Annotated in this window: 21 protein-coding genes; 15 read left to right on the top strand and 6 right to left on the bottom strand. The window is 69.9% G+C overall.

Annotated elements, in window-relative coordinates:
- The first annotated feature begins 48 nt into the window (after positions 1–48).
- Positions 49–2,292 carry a hypothetical protein gene (locus FJ108_08015; GenBank protein ID MBM4335842.1) on the top strand — a complete coding sequence of 748 codons (2,244 nt, stop codon included), beginning with the start codon at positions 49–51 and terminating at the stop codon, positions 2,290–2,292.
- A 168-nt stretch (positions 2,293–2,460) separates the two neighbouring features.
- Entirely contained in the window at positions 2,461–3,519 is a 1,059-nt protein-coding gene (locus FJ108_08020; GenBank protein MBM4335843.1) for a PEP-CTERM sorting domain-containing protein, read from the top strand.
- On the opposite strand, the gene FJ108_08025 is transcribed toward FJ108_08020, so the two are convergent.
- Positions 3,516–3,857 (bottom strand): heavy metal-binding domain-containing protein, encoded by a 342-nt coding sequence (locus FJ108_08025; protein ID MBM4335844.1) that lies wholly within the window; start codon positions 3,855–3,857, stop codon positions 3,516–3,518. The genes FJ108_08020 and FJ108_08025 overlap by 4 nt on opposite strands.
- Positions 3,858–3,978: 121 nt before the next feature.
- On the opposite strand from FJ108_08025, the gene FJ108_08030 reads away from it, so the two are divergent.
- From FJ108_08030 to FJ108_08045, 4 genes are all read left to right on the top strand, one after another.
- On the top strand, positions 3,979–4,884 hold the full coding sequence (locus tag FJ108_08030; protein MBM4335845.1) for a hypothetical protein: 906 nt from the start codon (positions 3,979–3,981) through the stop codon (positions 4,882–4,884).
- Between the two features lie 55 nt (positions 4,885–4,939).
- Positions 4,940–6,580, top strand: a complete 1,641-nt coding sequence (locus FJ108_08035; GenBank protein MBM4335846.1) for an acetolactate synthase — start codon at positions 4,940–4,942, stop codon at positions 6,578–6,580.
- Between the two features lie 142 nt (positions 6,581–6,722).
- Positions 6,723–7,226 carry a hypothetical protein gene (locus FJ108_08040; protein ID MBM4335847.1) on the top strand — a complete coding sequence of 168 codons (504 nt, stop codon included), beginning with the start codon at positions 6,723–6,725 and terminating at the stop codon, positions 7,224–7,226.
- Between the two features lie 2 nt (positions 7,227–7,228).
- On the top strand, positions 7,229–7,906 hold the full coding sequence (locus FJ108_08045; GenBank protein ID MBM4335848.1) for a hypothetical protein: 678 nt from the start codon (positions 7,229–7,231) through the stop codon (positions 7,904–7,906).
- Between the two features lie 13 nt (positions 7,907–7,919).
- Here FJ108_08045 and FJ108_08050 read toward each other — a convergent pair whose 3' ends face one another.
- Together FJ108_08050 and FJ108_08055 are read right to left on the bottom strand one after the other, a co-directional pair.
- Entirely contained in the window at positions 7,920–9,116 is a 1,197-nt protein-coding gene (locus FJ108_08050; GenBank protein ID MBM4335849.1) for an aspartate aminotransferase family protein, read from the bottom strand.
- A gap of 193 nt (positions 9,117–9,309) precedes the next feature.
- On the bottom strand, positions 9,310–10,053 hold the full coding sequence (locus FJ108_08055) for an HAD family hydrolase (protein MBM4335850.1): 744 nt from the start codon (positions 10,051–10,053) through the stop codon (positions 9,310–9,312).
- 18 nt (positions 10,054–10,071) lie between these two features.
- Here FJ108_08055 and FJ108_08060 point away from each other — a divergent pair, with 18 nt between their 5' ends.
- The 4 genes from FJ108_08060 to rfbB are packed head-to-tail and all read left to right on the top strand — an operon-like array spanning position 10,072 to position 14,453.
- Positions 10,072–10,923 carry a site-specific DNA-methyltransferase gene (locus FJ108_08060; protein MBM4335851.1) on the top strand — a complete coding sequence of 284 codons (852 nt, stop codon included), beginning with the start codon at positions 10,072–10,074 and terminating at the stop codon, positions 10,921–10,923.
- Positions 10,924–10,945: 22 nt separating this feature from the next.
- Positions 10,946–12,160: a 7,8-didemethyl-8-hydroxy-5-deazariboflavin synthase subunit CofG gene (gene cofG / locus FJ108_08065; GenBank protein MBM4335852.1), complete on the top strand. Its 1,215-nt coding sequence runs from the start codon at positions 10,946–10,948 to the stop codon at positions 12,158–12,160.
- Positions 12,141–13,379 (top strand): 7,8-didemethyl-8-hydroxy-5-deazariboflavin synthase subunit CofH, encoded by a 1,239-nt coding sequence (gene cofH, locus FJ108_08070; GenBank protein MBM4335853.1) that lies wholly within the window; start codon positions 12,141–12,143, stop codon positions 13,377–13,379. The genes cofG and cofH overlap by 20 nt, the downstream gene beginning before the upstream one ends.
- A 45-nt stretch (positions 13,380–13,424) precedes the next feature.
- Positions 13,425–14,453, top strand: coding sequence for a dTDP-glucose 4,6-dehydratase (gene rfbB / locus FJ108_08075; protein ID MBM4335854.1), 1,029 nt, complete (start codon positions 13,425–13,427; stop codon positions 14,451–14,453).
- Here rfbB and dnaA read toward each other — a convergent pair.
- Together dnaA and FJ108_08085 are read right to left on the bottom strand one after the other, a co-directional pair.
- Positions 14,392–15,825 (bottom strand): chromosomal replication initiator protein DnaA, encoded by a 1,434-nt coding sequence (dnaA, locus tag FJ108_08080; protein MBM4335855.1) that lies wholly within the window; start codon positions 15,823–15,825, stop codon positions 14,392–14,394. The genes rfbB and dnaA overlap by 62 nt on opposite strands.
- A gap of 272 nt (positions 15,826–16,097) precedes the next feature.
- Positions 16,098–16,781, bottom strand: a complete 684-nt coding sequence (locus FJ108_08085) for an ATP-dependent protease (protein MBM4335856.1) — start codon at positions 16,779–16,781, stop codon at positions 16,098–16,100.
- Here FJ108_08085 and FJ108_08090 point away from each other — a divergent pair.
- Complete coding sequence (locus tag FJ108_08090) at positions 16,629–17,273, top strand: M48 family metallopeptidase (protein ID MBM4335857.1); 645 nt, start codon at positions 16,629–16,631, stop codon at positions 17,271–17,273. The two genes, FJ108_08085 and FJ108_08090, sit on opposite strands and share 153 nt — an antisense overlap.
- Here the strand turns inward: FJ108_08090 and FJ108_08095 are convergent.
- Positions 17,270–17,497, bottom strand: a complete 228-nt coding sequence (locus FJ108_08095) for a hypothetical protein (GenBank protein MBM4335858.1) — start codon at positions 17,495–17,497, stop codon at positions 17,270–17,272. The two genes, FJ108_08090 and FJ108_08095, sit on opposite strands and share 4 nt — an antisense overlap.
- A 147-nt stretch (positions 17,498–17,644) precedes the next feature.
- Between FJ108_08095 and FJ108_08100 the strand changes: the two genes are divergently transcribed.
- The 4 genes from FJ108_08100 to FJ108_08115 form a co-directional block, all read left to right on the top strand.
- A complete protein-coding gene (locus tag FJ108_08100) occupies positions 17,645–18,196 on the top strand; it encodes a hypothetical protein (protein MBM4335859.1) in 552 nt (183 codons plus the stop codon).
- Between the two features lie 11 nt (positions 18,197–18,207).
- The gene (locus tag FJ108_08105; protein ID MBM4335860.1) at positions 18,208–19,470 is read left to right on the top strand and encodes a VWA domain-containing protein; all 1,263 of its coding nucleotides are present in this window, start codon (positions 18,208–18,210) and stop codon (positions 19,468–19,470) included.
- A gap of 130 nt (positions 19,471–19,600) precedes the next feature.
- Positions 19,601–20,200 (top strand): hypothetical protein, encoded by a 600-nt coding sequence (locus FJ108_08110; protein ID MBM4335861.1) that lies wholly within the window; start codon positions 19,601–19,603, stop codon positions 20,198–20,200.
- Positions 20,197–22,483: hypothetical protein (locus FJ108_08115; GenBank protein ID MBM4335862.1), on the top strand; the 2,287-nt coding region annotated here is incomplete at its 3' end. The genes FJ108_08110 and FJ108_08115, both read left to right, overlap by 4 nt.

Genomic DNA, 22,483 nt, shown 5'->3' on the forward strand with positions numbered 1-22,483 from the left:
CCCGACTCGCGCCGTTCAGTTGGGCGCTGATATCACCGAACCGACGGCATGACCCTGGGAAAGCTGTCCGTCGGCCGGATGATCCTGCTCATCTGCATCTCGTTTCTGATCCCGATCGCGCTCTCGACCTCACTGCTGATGCGATCGCTCTCGGCGAAGGTCCATCACGCCGAGCTGGAGCGCGCGGGCGTGGCGGAGCAGAGCGTGCTCGCCGACATCCTCGTCGGTCTCGCCGAGTACGCGCACCGCGCACGAACCGGTGACTCGCTCGAAAAGCCGCGTGCGAACGTCTCCGCCGGTTTCGCCGCTCTCGCCAGCGCGCAGGAGGAGTCGGCCGAGAAGCTCGCGACGACGCCCGAGGCGCTCGGCGCGGTCGATCTCGGCGCGCTCGCGCCGGCGGCGCTCGAGGCGCAGTTCCGCAGCCTGGACAGGGATCTTCCGAGCCTTGCCGGATTCGAGCGAGAGACCCGGCTGCGCGATCTTCTTCTCGGCGTGCGCGGCCTGATCGAGTACATCGGCGACAGCTCGATGCTGATCCAGGATCCCGACCTCGATTCCCGCTACCTGATGGAGCTCACGACCGCCACGATTCCGCAGAGCATCCTGCACATCGACGCGGCTCTGACGGTCGCGGCGCGGACCAGCCCCGGCGCGAGCCTCGCGGACAAGGATCGCGAGGAAGTGACCAGCCTGGGCCTGGTGATCTCGCAGGGCGATCTCGATCGGGTGAGCCTGCAGGCGACCAAGGCTCTGCGCGCGAACGCGAACGGCGGAAGTCCCAGCGAAGCGCTGCAGCGCGACCTGCCACCGGCGCTGCACGGCCACGGGCTCGCGCTCATCGACGCGAAGCAGAGCACCGTGCAACTCGCCTTCACCGCCGATGTGGGGGCGTACGCGCAAGAGTTCTCGCAGTCCGTGCTCGGGTCGCTGGCGCAGAGCCACGCGCTCTGGCACACCGCCGCCGCCGGGCTAGACGATCTGCTCGCGACGCGCGTCGCGGGTCTGTCGCGCGGACGCGCACTCACGCTCCTCGTCGTCTTCGCTTCGCTCGCTCTCACCGCGCTCCTGGCCACTCGGATCGCGCTCAACATCACGCGACCGCTCGCGCAGGCGGTCATGGTCGCCGGCTCGCTCGTCGGAGAGGAGACCGCCACGAGCGGTGGCGACGCCTCGCAGGCCGGCACCAGCGAGATCCTGCGCGCGACGCACGCGCTCGGCCGGCTCGCGGGCTCGCTCAAGGATCTGGTCGGTCGCGTGAAGGGCACCGTCGAGAATCTCGGGAATTCGGTCGAGGCGCTCGCGCCGGTCGCCGAGCAGATCGAGCAGAGCTCATCGCAGCTCGGCGAGAATTTCCGCGAGATGGACGACGCGAGCGAAGCGGCCGCGCGAAGCCTTGCGACGGCCGCGTCGGCCGCCACCCAGGCGAGCCGCGGCGTCGACGAGCTCGCCGCGGGTGCGAGCCGCGTGAGCAGCGACATGGAGGCCGCGCGCGCCAACGTGGAGTCGGTGAACGAGGCGATCCGCTCGGTCTCGACCGCGGTCGAGGAGCTCTCGATGTCGCTCTCCGACGTCGCCAGGAGCTCCAACCACTCCGCGGGAATCGCGAACGGCGCTGCGCGCAACGCTCGGGAGACGACGGCGGCGTTCGACAAGCTGCGCGTCGCGGCGGAGGAGATCGGAAACGTGGTCGGCGTGATCAGCGACATCGCCGATCAGACCAACCTTTTCGCGCTGAACGCCCGGATCGAGGCGGCGAGCGCCGGTGAGGCGGGCCGCGGCTTCACGGTCGTCGCCAACGAGGTCAAGGAGCTGGCGCGTCAGACCGCGCTGGCCACCCAGGAGATCGAGGAGCGCATCCACTCGATCCAGTCGAGCACGCGCGCGGCCGTGGACGCGACCGAGGGGATCGTCCGGATGATCGACGAGATCCACGAGAACACGCGCTCGATCGTGATCGCGGTCGAGGAGCAGACCAGCACCAGCTCGGAGATCTCCTCGAATCTCTCGGAGGCTGTGAATCGCACCGACGCGATCTCGCGCGCCGTCGCGAGCGCCGCCCAGGCGAGCGCGCAGTCGGCGGCGGGAGCGGTCGAGCTCTCGAGCCTGGCGTCGCGAATGTCCACCTCGGTGGCGGATGCGTCGCGGAGCGCAAACGCGGTTCGCGCGGTCGGAGGCCGGGTCGATGGCGCAGCCAAGGAGAACCGCGAGGTCTCCAAGGTCGCGCTTGGCGCCGCGCAGCGCGTGGTCGAGGAGCTCGAATCCCTGCGCGCGCTGCTGCGCGAGTTCTCCTAGCCGACCGGATCGCGCCCGGTTTCTCGTGCCAGCCCGACGACTTTCGCGCGCACTTGCGCCTTCGTTCCCGCCCTCCGAGGGGGCGACACGGACGAGCGTTGACACCCGGCGCCCCGGCGTCGTCTAATCCACCCAGTCGGTGGGTGATTCGTCAGGCCGGAGGCCGTGGTGTCGCGGTTGTTCTTGGTCGCCTTGGTGTCGCTGGTCACGGGTGTCGCGGGGAGCGCAGGTGCGCTTCAGCTCACGGTCGAGCAGAGCTTCCCGCTGAACGGAGCGCCGGGAGACGCCGAGGACATCGCGGTCATCTACGACGGAGCCAACGCGGGCATCTACATCCCGCACGACAGCCAGGGCCTGGTCACGGTGCTCGACGTGAACACCGGCGCGTTCCTGTACAACTTCAGCTTCAACTTCGGCACGTTTCCGCACACCGAATTCCGCGCCATGGACGTGCTGCCCAACGGAAATCTGATCATCGGGCAGCACGACGTGAACTACGTGCGCGAGTTCGTGATCCCGGGGAATCCGGGAGACGGCAGCGTGCCCATCGCCACGCCCGGCACGATCAATTTCGCCCTGCCCAACCATCCCGACCATCCCGACCTGAACCAGGCGTTCGACGAGTTCGAGGCGATCACGGCGTTCGCGCGGCCGTCGGACGGGCAGGTGTTCCTGCTCATCGGCGAGGAGGGGCGGACGCCGACGGGCCAGAGCACGGAGGCACCCGGCGAGGTGTACCTGGCGCAGGTCTCCGGCTCCGGGATCACCGGCTTCACGAAGCTCTTCGATGTACCGCTCGCCGACAACTTCGACGATCTCTCCGGCCTCGACGTGATCAACATGGTCTTCGACGGCGCCGGCAACATCGACCTTGCGAACTCCACCGTGATCATGACCGACGACAGCTCGGGCAGCGACTCGAGCGCGTTCGTGCTCAACCTGCTCGGTCAGATTCTGGAGAGCCTCGACGGGCCGGGCGCTGGCATCACCGCGAACTTCGAGAGCGAGTTCGGCCAGCCGTGGCGCGATGCCGAGGGCGTCGACTACGACGCGGCGACCGGGAAGATCACGGTCTTCTTCAGCGATGGAGCGAGCGGCACGCCGGCGATCGTGCGCTTCGACAGCGTGCTGGAAGCGCCGCCCGCTCCCGAGCCCGCGCTTCTCGGCCTGCTCGGCGCGGGACTCGGCGCGCTCGCGCTGCGCCGCGCGCGGAGCTCCCGGCTCTAGAACAGCGGTTCGAGCTTCGCGGCGGTGCCGACCGCGTGCAGACGGAGTCCGGTCGCCGCGGACTCGGGAAGCTGCGCGAACGGATCGAGCGTGATCTCGAGCCCGACGACCGCGTTCGCACCGAGCAGCCGCGCCTTGTCGCGCAGCGACTCGAGCAGCTCGCGCTCGGCCTTGCTCCAGGCCTCGGAGCGGTCCTCGACCTGGTCGTCCTGGAGGAAGAGCTCCGAGCTGATCGGTCCGAAGTAGGCCGCGGCGCGCGTGCCGCTCACCCACGGGGACGTGTAGAGCTCGACATCGTTCTCGGAGTCGAGCGGTGCGCGGGACTGCGTCTCACCCACGAACTGAGCTATCGGCAGTCGCGCCGGCAGACTGTACGTAGATTCGTGTCGGGCGAGCGCTCGTCGACACCGCGCCTCTCGGGTATCTTCCGCGCGCTTGCGGGGGGAGTTGCGGGTGCGGGTGAATCGACCAGATGCCGCCGTGCTGCGCCGGGTCTGCATGGCGCTGTCGTGCGCGCTTGTCGTCGCCTGTGCCCGGCCCGAGAGCGGCCCCGCCGCTCCGTCCGACGCGGCTGGCGTCGCGCCGATCGTCGCGCGGGCCGAGGCGGCGCTCGCGAGCGGCGATCTAGACACCGGAATCGATTCCTACCGCGAGGCGTTCGAACGCACGCCCTGGAACACGCGAATCGCAAGCTCCCTGGTCGCGGCGTACGTCGCGCGCGCGGAGCAGAAGCGCGTGAAGCCCGGCGGCCCCAAGGGACTCGCGCTCGCCGACGCCGACCTGCGCGCGGCGCTCGCCATCTCGCCGGAGGATTCCGAGCTCGGGCGCAGCCTCGCCGTGGTGCTGCTCGAACGCGCAGCCATGGAGCGCGACGACGCCGAAGTCGCGCGCCTGCGAGAAGAGGCGAGCGGCCTCGCGCCCGACCTGGTCGCGCAGACGCCGATCGTGCGGCTGTCGGTCGAGCGGCGGCTCGACGTCGCCTACGACCTGCTCGAGCGGGGACAGCTCGACGCCGGCCTCGACCAGCTAGAGGCCCTGCTGCGCGAGTATCCGCAGAGCGCCGAGGCCTCGCGGCTGCTCGCGCAGGCGCTGGTGCGAAAGGGGAGCCTGCAGACGCAGCGCGCCGACTACGCCGGCGCGAAGCAGAGCTACGCGCGCGCGGTCGAGCTCTATGCGCAGCTGTCGCCCTGCGACGGCACGCGCTGCGATCGCGCGGAGCTCGAGCTCGCGCACCGCAACCGGATCAGCTCGGCGCTCGATTCCGGGAGCTTCGACGCGGCTCGGGCGGCGCTCGCCGAGGCCGAGAGCCTCGGGCTGACCTTTCCCGACCTCGAGCGCAGGTGGCCGGAGCTCCGCTCGCCCTGACCATCCCGCGCCCGGCCCCTGCTATTCTGGCGGGCGAATCACGGGGAGGTTCGTCATGGCGGTTCACGGCGGCAAGCTCGCGGCTCGCGCGCTCCGGCTCGCGGGAGTCGATTGCATCTTCACGCTCTCGGGCGGGCACGTGATGGCGATCTACGACGGCGCGCTCGACGAGGGCATCCGGGTCATCGACGTTCGGCACGAGCAGGCCGCCGTTCACGCGGCCGACGCCTACAGCCGGCTGAACCCCGGCAAGCTCGGCTGCGCGGTGCTCACGGCCGGCCCCGGCGTGACCGACGGCGTGACCGGCATCGCCAACGCCTGGCGCGCGAACAGCCCGATTCTCGTGATCGGCGGGCAGGGCCCGTTCTCGAACCTGCGCCGTGGGTCGCTCCAGGAGATGGACCACGTCTCGATGATCCGCCCGATCTCGAAGTGGGCGGACGCGTGCTACGACACCGCGCGAATTCCCGAGTACATCGAGCTCGCCGCGCGCCACGCGACCTCCGGCGTGCCCGGCCCGGCCTTCCTCGAGATCCCGATGGACGTGCTGATGGGGCAGTCCGAGTTCGAGAAGGTCTGGTTCCCGAGCTTCCGCAGCGCTCCGCGCCAGGCTCCGGATCGCGCCGACGTCGTGGCCGCGCTGCAGATCCTGGCCGGCGCGAAGCGCCCGATCATGATGGGCGGCACGGGGGTGAAGTGGTCGCAGGGCGGCGCCGCGATGCGCCGCTTCGTCGAGGAGACCAAGCTCCCGACGTTCCTGAACGGAATGGGGCGCGGGCAGCTCCGTTTCGACGACCCTCAGTTCATGAACCGCTCGCGCAAGGACGCGATGAGCCGCTGCGACGTGTTCGTGCTCGCCGGTTCGCCGCTCGACTTCCGGCTGCGCTTCGGCAAGGCGATTCCGGCCAACGCAAAGATCGTGCAGCTCGACATGGAGAACACGCTGATCGGCCAGAACCGCTCCGCCGACGCGGCCATCGTCGGCAACCTCGGCGTCGCGTTCGAGCAGATGCTGCAGATCATGAAGGAGGAGTCGCTCCGGCTCGACTTCACCGCCTGGCGCGACGAGCTGCGCGCGATCGAGGTCAAGATCGAGGCCGGCTTCCAGAAAGAGCTCTCGTCCGACGAGGTGCCGATCGACCCGCTGCGGATGTGCCGCGAGATCCGCGACTTCATCGACGAGGACACGATCCTGATCGGGGACGGCGGCGACATCGTCGCGCAGGCCGCCAAGGTCGTGCCGGTGATGAAGGAGAACTGCTGGATGGACCCGGGCCCGCTCGGCACGCTCGGCGTCGGCATGCCCTTCGCGCTCGCCGCGCAGGTCTCCTTCCCGGACAAGAAGGTGCTGATCATCTACGGCGACGGCTCGTTCGGCCTGAACGGCTTCGAGTACGACACCGCGATCCGCTTCGGCCTTCCGATCGTCGGCATCGTCGGAAACGACGCGGCCTGGGGGCAGATGCTGCGCCCGCAGATCGGCATCTATGGCAAGGAGCGCGCGGTCGCGACGTATCTCAGGCCCACGCGCTACGACAAGGTGGTCGAGGCGCTCGGCGGGCACGGCGAGCACTGCGAGCGCCCCGAGCAGATCAGGCCCGCGCTCGAGCGCGCGTTCGCGTCCGGAAAGCCCGCGCTGATCAACGTGATGATCCGCCGCGACGAGAGCGAGCCGAAGGGCAGCACCTACGTCTAGCGCGACCGATCTGGCCGATCCGCTCTGGGGGCCGGCGACGCCCGGCCTTCCGCCCGGCGGTCACCCGATCGCGAACGCGGCCTGCCGCGGCGTCGCGGACGCGCGCGGCGTCGTCTTTGCGGGCGGCAAGATCGAGGCGCTCGTGCGCGTCGGGGCGGCGGTGCTCTCCACCAGCCGCCCCGAGGCGACCGAGTACGGTGTAGCCCAGGTGCGGCGCGCGCTCTCGGCGGACGGCCTGCGCATCCTGCACGTCGTGTTCGCGCCGGCCGCGGCCCGCGCGCTCCTGCTCGCCTGGGTCCGGATCGAGAACTCCGGCGCGGAGCCGCTGGCGCTGGAGTACACCGAGACCTGGGACGTTCCCGCAGGCGATTGGTCGACGGCGCCGGCGGCCTGCGAGCGTCGCTTCGGCGGTCACGTCTTCGCGCTCGCCGACTGCGGGATCGTGTCGCGCGCGGAGCCGCCGGCGCAGCCGCCGGTGCGCGGACTTGCGCTCGACCTGCGCATGGCGGTGCCCGCGGGCGCGCGCCGTCATCTGGCCTTCGCGTACGTCGCGGTGGCGGAGGAAGAGGACGCGGGAGCGCTCGTTCGCTCGTTCCGCGGCGAGGTCGGCGCGAGCCTGGAGGCGATCGGCCGCTACACTGCGTGACGATGAGCCGCCTGATCTCGACCGCGATCGCTCTCGTTCTCGCGCTCCTCCCGTCGCTCGCCGGCGCCGAGAGCAGCAGCGCGATCGTCCATGAGGCCGCGCGCCCGATCAAGAGCGGCGATGGCCGCGTCGCCAGCTTCTGGTGGCTGCCGCAGGAGTACTGGGAGCAGGTCGCGCGCGAGCTCGCGATACCCGCCGAGGAGCAGGAGAAGGTCCGCGTCGCGTTTCGCGACTACCTGCTGATCGCGGCGCTCGAGTCCAAGCTCGACGCCGCGCAGAAGCCGACCTACGCCAGCATCGCCGAGATCGTCGACCGCGCGCAGTTCAAGCGCAACGGGACCAAGGTCGGGGTTCTGCGCGAGGTGAACCCCGAGGTCGCGCGCCTCACTGCGAGCCTGGTCTACCTGCTCCGCGCCTCGCTCTCGGGACTGGGCGAGGGCCTGCGCGTGCTGCCGCTCGCGAACGTCGACGCGAAGGGCAATCCGATCCTCACCGGCGCCGCTCCGGGCGAACTGCGGCTCGAGTACCGCTTCGACGATTCCGGCCCGGCGCACGCGGTGATGTGGCGCGCGCCGTTCACCGCGATCGCCGGGACGACGAAGTGCCCGAAGGGCGGCGAGGAGCTCGAGGCGAGCTGGGACTGGTGCCCCTGGCATGGCGTGAAGCTCGGCGGCGACTGACCGAACCCGCGGTTCAGGCGGTGCCGCGGATCGCGCCTTCCAGAACGTCGAGCGCCTGCGAGAGATCGGCCTCCGGAATGTTCAGCGCGGGGAACAGCCGCAGCACCCGGTCGGCGGTCAGATTGACGAGAACGCCGAGCTCGCGGATCTCGGCGTGCACGCGCAGCGCGAAGGCCGGGTCGCGCAACACCAATCCGATCAGAAGTCCGAGGCCGCGCGCGCACTCCACCTTCTCGGGCTGTGATCTCGCGAAATCTCCGAGCCGCGCGAGCACGTCCTTGCCGAGCAGTGCCGCGCGCTCGACCAGCCGCTGCTCCTCGATCACGCGCAGCACGGTCGCGCCGGCGCGGCAGGCGAGCGGGTTTCCGGCGTAGGTTCCGCCGTGATCGCCGGGCTGGATCGAGGCCATCACGTCCTCGGTGGCCATGAACGCTGCGAGCGGGAAGCCGCCGCCGAGCCCTTTGCCGAGCGTGACGATGTCGGGAGTCACTCCCGCGTGGTCACAGGCCAGCCAGCGACCCGTGCGGCCGACGCAGGTCTGCACCTCGTCGGCGATCAGCAGCGCGCCGGCCGCGTGGCATGCGTCGGCCACGCGCCGCAGGTAGTCGGGCGGCGGCACGACCACGCCCCCCTCGCCCTGGATCGGCTCGACGATGAAGGCCGCGATCTCGGGGCCGAGCGCCGCCGCAACCGCTTCCACGTCACCGAAGGGCACGAACGAGGCCTCTCGAACGATCCCCTTCCAAGGGCCGCGGTACTTCTCCTGTCCGAGACAGCCCATCGCGCCGAGGGTGCGACCGTGGAAGCTGTTCAGCGTGGCCAGGAAGCGGCTCCGGCCGGTCTTGCGCGCGGCGAGCTTCAGCGCGCCCTCGTTCGCTTCTGCGCCGCTCGACGTGAAGAACGACTGGTGGATTCCGCGCGGCGCGAGGCGCGCGAGCCGCTCGGCCAGATCGAGCTGCGGCTTGGTGTAGACGATGTTCGTCGTCTGCATCAGCGTGCGCGCCTGATCGCTGATCGCGTCGGCCAGCTCCGGGTGACAGTGACCGATCGCGGTCACGCCCCAGCCCGCCGTCAGATCGATGAACTCCCGGCCTTCGACGTCCCAGACGCGCGAGCCGAAGCCGCGCTCGAGCGCGACCGGCCAGCGCCGCACCATGGGCATGAACACCTGCTTCTCTCGGGAGACGATCGCGTCGAAGACCTCGGACATGATTCCACCTCTGGCTTGCGGGAGACTCGATCAGGGGGGCACGTGAAGTGCGACTGTAGAGTCCCGCCGGCGGGAGGAGATCAGACGGATCTATCCGCGCCGGTGGGACCCGGTACGGGCGCGACGCGCGGACACGCAGATGACGATCGCGGCGGGCATCGGCCGCGCAGAATGCGGCAGGCCGATCGGGGTGTCAATCGAGCAGGGCCTCGAGCTCGGCCAGGTCGGAGATCACGTGGTCCGGCGCGCGACCCTCGTACTCGCCGAGCGCGCGCGACGGTTCAGCGACGCGACGAGTGAGCCAAGCCGTGCGCATGCCGACGGCCGCGGCGCCGGCGATGTCGGCGGCCAGGTTGTCACCGACGTGGATCACCTGCTGCGCCGAAAGGCCCAGACGCTCGAGCACGGCCGTGAAGATCTCGGCGCGCGGCTTGCGGATGCCGATCTCGTCGGAGATCACGACCTCGTGGAAGTGCGCGAGCAGCCCGGCGCGGTCGAGCACGTCGCGCGCGGTCTCGCCGTGGCTGAAGTTCGAGCAGACCGCGAGACGCACGCGTCCGCGCAGGCGCGCGAGAACATCTGCGTGATGGCCGAGGTAGGTCACCTGCTCGCGAATCGCGCCCATGTGCGTGCGCGTCAGGGCCTCGGCCATCTCGGAATGCGGGGCCCCGACCCGCCGGCCGAAGGCGAGAAAGCGCTCCAGGGTCGGCAGCTCGCGGTGCTCGGCGTAGTACGCCTGGCGCAGCTCGCGATCCACGGCGCCGAGCTCCGCTGCAAAGCGCTCGAATTCCAGGCCGTGCCACTGCACACTGGCGGCGTGCAGAAGCCCGTAGGTCGACGGCGCGCGGCGCCCCGCGATCTCGACGCTGGGAAGGCGGTCCATGTGAACGTCGACCAGCGTGTCGAAGAGGTCGATCGAGAGCGCGGCGACCGGCACGCCGCGCAAGATAGCCGCGTGCGCTGGATCGTACACGGCGAGAACCTGGACGTTCTGCGCAAGCTTCCGGACGCGCTCGTCGACCTGGTCTACATCGATCCGCCGTTCAACACGGGCCGAACGCAACGGCGCGCACGCCTGCGCGTGGAGCGCGACGAGCTCGGCGGCGACCGGACCGGATTCGCGGGCCGGCGCTACAAGAGCCGCGTGGTCGGGGTCTCGTCGTTCGACGATCGCTTCGCGGACTTCCCGGCGTTCCTCGAGCCGCGGCTCGTCGAGGCGCGGCGCATCCTGAAACCCACGGGCTCGCTCTTCGTGCACCTGGACCCGCGCGAGTCCCACTACGTGAAGGTTCTGCTCGACCGCCTCTTCGGGCGCGCGTCGTTCATGAACGAGATCGTCTGGGCGTACGACTACGGCGCGCGCACGCGAACGCGCTGGCCCGCGAAGCACGACACGATCCTTTGGTACGCGATGGACCCGCGTCGCTTCACGTACGAGTACGACGCGATCGACCGCATCCCGTACGCCGCGCCGGGCCTGGTCGGCCCCGAGAAGGCCGCGCGCGGCAAGACGCCGACGGACGTCTGGTGGCAGACGATCGTGCCCACGAACTCGCGGGAGCGGACCGGCTACGCGACGCAGAAGCCGCTGGCGATCCTGTCCCGGATCGTGGCCGTCCACTCGCGTCCGGGGGACCTCGTTCTCGATTTCTTCGCCGGCAGCGGCACGACCGGAGAGGCTGCCGCGCGCCTGGATCGCGGCTTCATCCTGGTCGATTCGAGCCCGGAGGCGCTGCGCGTGATGGCGAAGCGCCTGGCCTTCGCGAAGCCAAAAACCCTTACGTCACGTCAGCTTGTTGGGCCTTAGAGGCCGGTGTTAGCCTGCCCTCGTGCCGACCGAGACCCCCCAGGCCGAGCTGCGCGAACGGATCCGGAAGGCCGTAGAGGCCGAGCCGCTCGAGCGCCGCGACGCAGTATCGATCATGGCTCGCGTCGAGCGCGATCCGCAGACGATCCTCGAGCCGCTGCTCGAAGCCGCCCGCGAGCTCGGCGTTCGCGGCCACGGCCGCGTGGTCTCGGTGTCGCGAAACGTATTCATCCCCCTCACCAATCTGTGTCGCAACCGCTGCGGCTACTGCACCTTCGCGGTCGAGCCCGACTCGCCGCACGCGAAGACCTGGCGGCTCGACGAGGTGCGCGACACCGCCCGGCGCGCGCGCGCGCAGGGCTGCCTCGAGGCGCTCTTCTGCCTCGGCGACAAGCCGGAGCTCGCCTACCGCGGCTACCGGGACTGGCTCGGCGAGCGCGGCCACGCGCGCACGACCGACTACCTGGCCGAGGCCTGCGCGGTCGCGTACGAGGAGGGGCTCTTCCCGCACACGAACGCGGGCATCCTCTCGCCGGACGAGATGGCGGTCCTGCGCAAGACCAACGCGAGCATGGGGCTCATGCTCGAGACCACGAGCGCGCGGCTCCGCGAGCGAGGCGGCGCGCACTACTACGCCCCCGACAAGGAGCCCGAGAAGCGCATCCGAATGACGCGCGAGGCCGGCGAGCTCGGCATTCCCTTCACGAGCGGAATCCTGGTCGGAATCGGCGAGACCGCGGAGGAGCGCGTCGACACGCTCTACGCAATCCGCGATCTGCACGCACGCGGCCGCCACATCCAGGAAGTGATCGTGCAGAACTTCCACCCCAAGCCGGGGACCGCGATGGCCGACGTACCGATGCCGAGCGACGCGCTGATGGCGGGCACGACGGCGCTCGCGCGCCTGATCCTCGGCCCGCGCATGAACCTGCAGGCGCCGCCGAACCTGTCGCCGACGTCGCTCGAGCTGCTGCTTCGCGCGGGCATCAACGACTGGGGCGGCGTCTCGCCGCTCACGATCGACTTCATCAATCCCGAAGCGCCCTGGCCCGAGCTCGACGAGCTGCGCCGCCGGACCGAGGCGGCCGGCTACGAGCTCCGCGATCGGCTCTGCGTGTATCCGGAGCTGATCGCCGAGCGGCCGGAGCTGTTCGAGCCCGAGATGCTGCAGCGCCTGCGCGATCGGACCGACCCGCAGGGCTGGCCGAGGAGTTCCGATGCCCACACGACGAGCTGACCTCTCCGACACACTTCTGCGTGGCACGACCGCGCCCGTGCGCGAGGTTCTGGAGCGCTCGCTCGAGGGCCGCGAGCTCTCGCGCGGGGACGCGGAAGTCCTGCTCGGCTCGGAGGGCCGCGACCTGCAGATCCTCTGCGCCGTCGCCGACAGCGCGCGCTTCGACGACGTCGGCGACGAGATCTCCTACGTGGTCTGCCGGAACATCAACTTCACGAACGTCTGCTACGTCGGCTGCAGCTTCTGCGGCTTCTCGCGGCACAAGCACGAGGAAGAGGCCTACGACCGCACGCTCGACGACGTCGTCGGGCGCGCCCGCGAGGCCGTGGCGCGCGGCGCGTCCGAGGTGTGCATCCAGGGCGGGATCCATCCCAACAAGGATGGCTTCTGGTACCGCGAGATCCTGCGCGCGATCAAGGCGGAGCTTCCGGATCTGCACATCCACGCGTTCTCGCCCGAGGAGATCCACTTCGGCCAGCAGAAGTCGAAGGGCATGTCGCTGCGCGACTACCTCTCGATGCTGAAGGACGAGGGCCTCGGCTCGATCCCGGGCACGGCCGCCGAGATCCTCGACGACGAGATCCGGCGCATCCTCGCGCCGCGAAAGCTCATGACCGAGCGCTGGGTCGAGATCGTCACCACCGCGCACGAGGTCGGCCTGCGCTCGAGCTCGACGCTGATGTACGGCCACATCGAGAGCCCGCGCCACGTCGCGGGCCACCTCGAGCTTCTGCGCGAGATCCAGAAGCGCACGGGGGGATTCACCGAGTTCGTCCCGCTCGGCTTCATCCACCACAACACCAAGCTCTACAACGAGCGGGGCTCGCGCGCGGGCGCGACCCTGCCCGAGGATCTGCGCCTGATCGCGATCGCTCGCCTGTTCCTGCGCCCCTGGATCCGCAACGTGCAGATCTCGTGGGTGAAAATGGGCTTCAAGACCGGGCAGGTCGCGCTGATGTCGGGGGCGAACGACTTCGGTGGAACGCTGATGGAGGAATCGATCAGCAACGCGGCTGGCTCCGAGCACGGCGACCACGTCGAGCCCGAGACGATCGAGCGCCTGATCCGCGAGATCGGCCGCACGCCCTACGAGCGCACCACCACCTACGGGCGGCGCGAGCGGAAGAGCGTGGCGAAGGCCGCGCCGCTCGAGCTCGAGCTCGCCCCGGAAGGGCGGCCGTCGGCCGGGCACGGCATTGCGGTCCCGAGCGGCTACTAGCGGCGTCCCTCAAGGCTCGCGTCCGGAAGCGACGATGAGGCAGCCATGAGGCGGGTCCTGGTCACCGGCGGCGCGGGCTTCATCGGCTCGCACTTCATCCGCATCCTGCTCGCGGAAGAGCCGGACGCGCAGGTCGTGAACCTGGACGTGCTCACCTACGCGGGCAACCTCGCGAACCTGGCCGACGTCGCCAGCTCCCCGCGCTACCGCTTCGTGCGCGGCGACATCCGCGACATGAAGGTCGCGCAGGAGCTGGTGTCCGACGCGGACTGGATCGTGAACTTCGCGGCCGAGTCGCACGTCGATCGCTCGACCAAGGCGCGCGCGGGCGAGTTCATCGACACCAACGTCTACGGCGCGTACGTCATGCTCGAAGCCACGCGCCAGGTGAACCGCGGCGCGCGCTTCCTGCAGGTCGGCACCGACGAGGTCTACGGCGACGTGCCGTTTCCGGAGTTCCCGACCGAGCGTGCGATGCTTGCGCCCTCCAGCCCCTACTCGGCCGCGAAGGCCGGCGCGGACCACATCGCCCTGGCCTTCCACCGCACGCACGAGATGGACGTGATCGTCTCGCGCTGCACGAACAACTACGGGCCGAACCAGTACCCGGAGAAGGTGATCCCGGTCTTCGTCACCAACGCCCTCGACGGCGAGCCGCTGCCGCTCTACGACGGCGGTACCCAGGTGCGCGACTGGCTGCGCGTCGAGGACCACTGCCGCGCGCTGCTCCTGCTGCTGCGCCGTGGCGTGGCCGGCGAGATCTACAACATCGGCGCGAACCAGACGCCCGAGGTCAGCAACCGCGAACTCACCAAGCTGATCCTCGACTGCACCGGCCGGCCCGAGTCGCTGATCCGCCCGGTCACCGGGCTGCGCCCCGGCCACGATCACCGCTACGCCGTCGACACCGCCAAGGTTCGCGCGCTCGGCTGGCGACCGGCCGAGGACCTGGCGGCGGGAATCGCCCGGACCGTCGCCTGGTACCGCGAGAACCGCGCCTGGTGGGAGCCGATCAAGTCGGGCGAGTACCGCGACTACTACCAGAAGCACTACGGCGAGGCTGCCCGCCGTTGACCCGCTGCGCGAGCGCCTCGAGCTCGTAGCGCAGCTGCGGCTTCTCGACGATCCGCCGCTCCACCACGCCGATCGCGTACATGACGCTGGTGTGATCGCGGTTGAAGGCGCGTCCGATCTCGGCCAGCGACGCCTCGGTGTAGATCCGCGCCAGGTACATCGCGATCTGCCGCGGCCGCGTCAGGCTCTGCTTGCGCGAGCGCGCGCGAAGATCGTCCTTGCCCACACCGTACGCGCGCGCGGTCTCGGCCATGATCTCGTCGAGCGAGCGCGCGCGTCCGGGCAGCTCGACCGCGGCCAGCGCCTGGCCGACCAGCTCGGGCGTGATCGCGGTCTTCAGCAGCGACGCGCGCGCGACCACCTGATTGAGCCCGCCGACCAGGTCGCGAACCGAGGCGAGCTCGCGCCGGGCGAGCAGCTCCAGACACGCGTCGGGAACGCGCACGCCGCCGCGCGCCGCGCGCTCGCGCAGGATCGCGAGCCGCGTCTCCTGCTCGGGCGGCGCAATGCACGCGACCAGGCCAGAGGCCATTCGCGAGGAGAGCTTCGGGTCGAGCTCCGCGAGCTCCGCGGGCGGGCGGTCCGCCGAGAGCACGATCGTCTTCCCGTGCGACATCAGATGATCGAGCGTGTGGAAGAGCTCGACCTGCGTCGCGCGCTTTCCGGCGAGGAACTGCACGTCCTCGAGGATCAGCACGTTCGTCGAGCGGCGATAGCGCTGGCGGATTCGCGGCATCTGCCCCGCGCGCATCGCGTCGGTCACCTCGGTGGTGAACTCCTCGCTCGACCGATACGTCACGGCGTGGCCGAGCCGGCCGTGGATCGCGCGACACAGGTGCGACTTCCCCATTCCCGTTTTCGCGTAGAGGAACAGCGGACTGCAGCGCCCCGCCTGGCCGCGCGCGACCAAACGGGCGGCCTCGAGCGCAAGCGCGTTGCTTGGCCCCTCGATGAAGCTCTCGAAGAGGCGCTCCTGCGCTCCCGAGATCTCGCCCCGCTCGTCCGACTCCGGCTCGGAAGCCGGCTGCGCGATCGGCCGCGCGGTGGCCGGCGCGGCCGCGGTTCTGACCGGCTCGACGCGGTAGTCCACCGCGCGAACGCCGCCCGCGCACTCCTCGATCAGCTTGCCGTAGCGGCTGCGCAGCCAGTCCCGGCTGAAGCGGTCCGGACAGCGAAGCACCAGCGTCTCGCCTTCGAGCCGACCGTCCAGCGCGCGGAACCAGGCTTCGAACACAGCCTCTCCGACGCGCCGTCGCAGGTCCGCGCGAACGGCCTCCCACCCCCCACGGTTGTCCATCTCGGCCCGATTACCCCTCAATTCGGCCGGATTTCCGGCCGACCCCCACGTGAATTCCGCCAGCGACTCTCCCATGGGGTCGCAGACGGGGCAAAGCCGATTCCCGATCGGCTGGCCTTTCGCCCGCGCCCTACACGCGTGTGGACACGACCCGGATACGAGGGTCTTCCCCAACGGTGACGCAACCGTTGGGATTCGCGTCGGAGTTGGCGGCGGGCGCGCGCCATGAGCCCTGCGATTCACGGCTCCGTGCACAGGCGTACTCACAGCGAAGTGCCACGGAGCGGTGTCTCGCGATCTGTCGATTCCGAAGGATTTCGCAAGATTTCAGATGGAATCGACGTTTTTCAATTCACGCGCTTCGGCCCCTCGGGAAGCCTCGCCTCGGCGATTCGGAAGATCAGCAGGCGCAGAAGCAGCTCGCCCTGCACGACCGGATCGGCCGCCTCGAGCAGGCTCTGCTTCTCGAGCGTCGGGCCGTCGAGGCCGAAGGCCAGCGCATTCTGCAGCAGCACTGGATCGAGTGCTTGCATTCGATCGCCGAGCTGCGCGGCACTCGCGGGCGACGTCAGCCGCACGAGCTCGAGCATCCGAGCCTCGAGCTGCGGGCGCAGCTCGGCGAGCCTCTGCTTCGCACCAGGCTCCAGGTCAGAGAAGCTCGGATCCACGAGCAGCTCCGCGTCCACGCTGCGAAAGGGATCCCGCGACTTCGTCTCCTGTCGGATCCGGAAGCGCCGCTCTCCGTGCAGCAGCAAATTGAAGCGCCCGTCGGCCTGCCGCTCGCTCTCGACGATGCGGCCGGCGCAGCCGACCTCGAAGATCGGCGCGCGCGGCTGCATCGCGTCCGCGTCGCCGCGGATCAGAACCATCCCGATCACCTGATCCCCGCCGAGCGCCGCCTCCGTCATCGCCCGGTAGCGCGGCTCGAAGATGTGCAGCGGCAGGTAGGTGCCCGGGAACAGGACCACGCCCGGAAGCGGGAAGATCGGAAAGCGGGTCGGGAAGGCGGTCGCGTCGTCGGGCTCGGTCATCCGCGAAAGTTATACTTCCGCAGGCCCCCCCGGAGCCAGAGATTGACCGAGTCCGAGCGCGAGGCGCGCGAGCGCGCGATCGAGCGGCTGCGCCGCCACGCTGCGCTGCTCGCGGAAGCCTTCGAGCTGCCGCTGCGCTCGATCGAGCCCGAGAGCGAGCGCGTTCGCAGCCGCTACGGGATCTGCTACTCGGACGGCCGGATCCAGATCCGGCTCCATCAGCTCCGCTCGGACGGCGTGCTGAAGTACTCGGTCATGGTCGACACGCTCTGCCACGAGCTCGCGCACCTGCGGCACTTCGATCACGGGCGAAGGTTTTGGGCGTTCTACCGGCGGATCCGCGCCTACGCCAGCAGGCAGGGCATCTACCGGCCCGGGGCCGAAACAGGGGCCGCGGCGCCGGAGCCGTTCCGCGCGCCCGGGCTTCCCGCCGCGCCGCGCGCCGAGCCGCGCCGCGGGCTGATCCAGCTCGAGCTCTTCCCGGGGGGTTAGGCCTCGCGGACCTTGTCGTACTCCTCGAGGGAGTTCGGACCGGCCTTCACGTCGACCTCGATGTGCTCGAGCGCGATCGCCTTGTCCAGCACCTGGGTGACGAGCGAACTCACCGTCAGCTCATCGAATTCCGCGAGCGCGTCTTCGAGGGCGGATTCCTCCACCGAGAGCTTGACCTGAAGCGTGATTTCGATCGCCATAACGGGGTCTCCCGCCTCCAGCACGGACGGTTAGTGATCGGGGGACGCGACTATAACGAAGGAGCCCGGCCGCGCTACGGATTTTTCAGTGAAAATTTCGGGGTCGCGAGATCGCCGCGAGCCGCCTTCGAGCTGTCTGGACCCGCCCGGAATCGGTACTGTTCGGCCCCCATGAGCCTCGTTCCCCGCTCGCGTCTCGCGCTCCTCGCGACCCTCCTCCTCGCGCCCGCGTGCGACCGGCGCCTCGAGCCTTACGTCGAGCCGGCCGACGAGCCCGCGCGCCTCGAGCGACCCGTGCGCGTGCCCGGACTCGAGAATCCTGCGCCGCGCGCGCGAATGCCGATGGGACCGCCGCAAGCGGCGGGCGCCCCCGCAAGTGAAGATGCGGCGCCGATCCGCGGCCGGGTCGTCGCTGGCGACGGCGTCGAGTCGGGCGGCGAGGGCGTCCTGTTCGTGATCGCGCGCGGCGCCGGCGGCGGCCCTCCGCTGGCGGTGAAGCGCCTCGCGGTCGGTCCCTTCCCCCTCGCGTTCGAAATCGGCCCGGCCGACGTGATGATGCCGGGCCGATCCTTCAGCGGCCCCATCTCGCTCTCCGCCCGGATCGACCGCGACGGCGACCCGCTGACCCGCGACCCGAACGACGCGACCGCGGAGCTCGCCGCCCCCGTCGAGCCGGGCGCGAGCGATCTCGAGCTGATTCTCGAGCGAGCCAACCCGGGCTAGTCGATCCGCCGATGCGCGCTCGGATCGCGATCCTGTGTCTGCTCGCCGGGCTCTCGTGCACTTCGGGCCCGGTGAGCAACAACGATCGCTGGGGCATCGATTGCGCGGCCGAGCCCGTAGAGCTGCCGGATCTGGGCGAGCCCTGGCTCGTGCTCGAGGCCCCGGTCTCGGACGCATCGCTCGAGACGCTGCTGCCGTGGGTCGAGCTTCGCGGGCGCGTCGGTGTGGGGCCGCGCGGCCCGCAGGACGTAGTGCTCGCGATCGACACTTCGGGGAGCGTGTTCGGGCCCTCGGGCGCCGACTTGGACGGCGACGGCGTGATCGGCCGGCCGGCCTGCGACTACTTCGGCTACGCGCGGCTGCGCTGTCGCGGCTACAAGCGCTGGACGACGGACTTCGACGACATCGTGCTGAAGGTCGAGATCGCCGCTGCGCTCCAGCTCGTCGGCCTCTTGAACCCGGAGACGACACGCATCGGCATGGTCAAGTTCGGCGGGACCGCGTGGGTCGAGCAGCCGGTCGGCGAGGTCGACGGCGTGAAGCGCGCGCTCGAGCGCTTCCGCTACGTGATGCGCGGAGGCACCGACATTGCGGCGGCGCTGCAGAAGAGCCTCGAGCTGCTCGAGCTCGCGCCGCCGATCGCCGGGCAGGAGACGCAGCGCACGATCCTGCTGCTCTCCGACGGCGTGATCGCTCTGCCGTACGCCGCGCACGAGCGCGAGATCGACGAGGCAATCGCCGCGGCCGTGCACCGCGCGCGCGCAGCGGGCACGCGGATCTTTGCGTTCGGCGTGGGCGAGACGGAGGGAACCGGCCCGACGCTGCTCTGGAACCTGGCTCGCTACACGCGCGGCCGACACGTCTCCGTGCCCGCGGCGCGCGAGATCGCGGTGGAGCTACCGCTCGTGAGCCTTTCGGGCGTCTCCGACGTCGAGCTCGCCAACGAGACGACCGGCGGCCACGGCCGCGCCACGCGCATCTTCCCCGACGGGAGCTTCGACGGGCTGCTGCCGCTGGCCGAGGGCGACAACACGCTCCGCGTCGTCGCCACGCTCGAGGACGGCCGTCGCCTCGAGACGCGCACCCGGATCCGCTGGTCGCCCCCGCCCGAGCCGAGCGCGGCGGATCGGGCCACGAGCGCCGCCCTGCTCGAGGCACTGCGCACGCGCACACGCGCGACGGACGAGGCCGCGCGCGTGCACGCGGAGCGCCGCCGCCGTCGCCTTCAGCTCCTGGAGCTCGAGCCCGAGGACCCGAACGCGCCGGTCGAGTGAACGACCCGGGCCAGCGGGCGGCGCCGACCAAAAATCTACGCTTACCCCTGAAATCCCAAGTTGGCGCCAAGTTACGGGGGTGACTCCGGTGTAGCGTCACCTGTGTCGAGGCAACTCGGGGGGGTGAGTCATGGCGCGAAGTCGAACGGGCCTTCTGCTTCTCACGCTGCTCGTCGCGGGATTTGGGTCGGTCGCGCAGGCGCAGGGCGGATCGGTGATCGAGGCGAGGGGCGAAGCGAGCTACCGCATCCCGATCGTCGTTCCGCCGGGCCCGGGCGGCCACCAGCCCGATCTCTCGCTCGTCTACAACAGCGGAGAGGGGAAAGGTCCGGCGGGGTGGCTCGGGTTTGGCTGGTCCGTCGCCGGCGAGAGCCGGATCGAACGCGAGACGCGCACGGGGAGCCCGTACGACTTCGACAACCTCGCTTGCGGGACCGGCTCGAAGTTCCCGTGCTACCGCGCGGACTACGTGCTCGACGGCCAGGACCTGGTCTGCTCGTCGGGAACCTGCAGCACCTGCACGAGCGGAACGCCCTGCCGCTACCGGACGCAGTCCGACGACGGGCGCATCATCCAGTTCAAGGGCGACGCGTCGGGCTGGGAGATCAAGGACCGCGACGGCCGCACGCTGATCTACGGCGCGGCCAGCGCGGGCACCGGCCGGCTGCTGAACCCCGCGAGCATCATCGGCCAGGTCTTCAGCTGCAGATCGAGAGCTCGACGGACGTGAACGGCAACGTGATCAGCTACACGTACGACACGAGCTCGAGCGCGAACGTCGCCTATCTGAAGAAGATCCAGTACGGCCAGGGAACGGCGGCGAACCGCAGCGTCGAGTTCATCTTGAACAACCCGACCTCGGCGCCACGGCCGGACAAGCCGGTCTCCGCGAAGGCGGGCTTTCGGCAGCAGACCGACCGGCGTGTCACCTCGATCGAGGTTCGCGCGGCGTCGAACGCGCTCGTGACTCGCTACGACCTGACCTACAGCCAGGATCCCGACTCCCTGCGCAGTCAGCTCGCGGCGGTGCAGCGCAAGGGCAGCGACGGGCAGGCGTCCCTGCCGCCGTACAGCTTCGAGTACTCGTTCCGCGCGGCTGGCCGAGGCCTGTTCGGCAACACCGAAGCGAGCTTCGCGCCGTCGTCGACGAGCTGCTGGCCGGACGGCGGGATCTGGGCCGGGATCGGTCCGTCGACGGTCTTCGGAACCATCGCGGACATGAACCGCGACGGTGTCGGAGACCTGTACCAAGTCACCAACGCCTACAGCACGTCGGCCGGGATCGTCGCCGTCTCGCTCGGAACCGGCACGAGCTTTCGGCCGGGGGCGGGCAAGACCTGCGGCTCGTCGTCGTTCGGCCAGGGGACGCAGTGGTCGCCTTACAAGCTCCTCTTCTCGGATCAGTACGCGGACGGCGCGGTCATGGACTTCGATGGGGACGGGTATCCCGATCATCTTCTCTCGAACGGCCTGACGGGCCTCTACAACGGAGTTCCGAGGCTGCTGCGCCGCGGCAGCGCGGGCGGCTTCACCGAGCCGCCGCTGCACACCTCCTTCGAGCTCGCTCACGATTGGGGCTTCAACAACCTCGGCTGGACCTACACGTTCGACTGGAACCCCTACATCCGGATCACGAAGACCACCAACGGCGAGGTCGACGTCACGATCGCGCTGGCCGACGTGACCGGCGACGGTCGCCCGGATCTCGTCGCGACCCAGCTCGAGGGCCCGTACGAGTACTACGACGGCGTGGCCGACGACCCGACCTGGCCCTCGTGGACGGGCTGGGGCGTCTTCGTGAACCGCGGGCTCCTGACGGGCTCCGGCGGAACCTGGCTCGACTTCGGCACCCGCCCGCTCCGCTGGCCCGCGGCCGCGAATGCGGCGATCCAGCACGACTACCAGGGGATGATCTCCACCGTCGTTCTCGCGGATCAGAACGGCGATGGGCTCGCCGATCGCATCTTCTCGAACGCCGTCGAGTACGGCTACGGCGCGGGCTTCTACGCACAGGAGAGCGTGCCGAGCGGGGTCGGCCTGCTCGTGACCAACACGACCTGCACGGTGACCGGCACCTATGACTTGAACGGCGACGGGTTCCTGGATCACATCGACGCACAGGACACCAGCAGCTCGAATCCCAGCTGGAGCGTTCGCTTCGGAACCGGTCACGGCTTCAGCTCCCAGGCCAAGGTCTTCCCCTCCGACGGCGGCGGAATCGCCCCGGGGTGCGTCGAGGGAAACGGCGTGAACACGGTCCCGGCGTCACTTCGCGACGTGAACGGGGACGGCGTGCCTGACCGCCTCCGGTACCAGGTCGGTGTCCGCCTGAATGCGGGTGCGCTCGACCCGAGCGCGGAGACCGATCCGAATCTTCCCACCGCGGTGTTGCCGGGGCTCCTGCTGCGGGCCACTGACCCGCTCGGCGGGGTGGTCGAGTTCACGTACCTGGCAGCCGCGCAGATGAAGGACGCTTCCGGCTCGTCCGCCAGCCCCGGCTTCTCGCTCGCCAAGCCCGTCGTCTCGCGCATTCGCCACCGCGACGGCCGAGCCGGAACCCCCGCGGTCGTCACCAAGCTCTGGTACGGAGGCGGCGTCTTCGACTACGCAGAGAAGGAGTTCCGCGGCTTCGGAACGGTGATCACCACGCAAGTCGAAGACGGAGTCGACGCGTCGCAGATCACGTCGACGTATCTCACGGACCGCGACTGCGCGTTTGCGCTGGCATCGAGCGAGACGTCGCTTGGTGCGAACGTCCTCGCGCGCGAGACGCTGTCCTATCAGACTGTGACCGGCGGTGGCGCCGTGCCAGATGAGTGGACGAAGTGCCTTCCCGCGACGCGCGTCGTCGAAAGCGTCGAGGGAAACGAGGCGGCAAAGAAGGCGAGTCGGTCAAGCGGCTTTAAGTGTGTAGAAGTTCTTGGGCGCGGAGAGCGCGTACTTTCTCCAACCGAGATTCATCGTGAGGGCGACGTAGGCCAGCAGGCGGTGAGTCGTCGTCTCCCCGCCGGTG

The organism is Deltaproteobacteria bacterium, from assembly GCA_016875225.1.
Classification (GTDB): domain Bacteria; phylum Myxococcota_A; class UBA9160; order SZUA-336; family SZUA-336; genus VGRW01.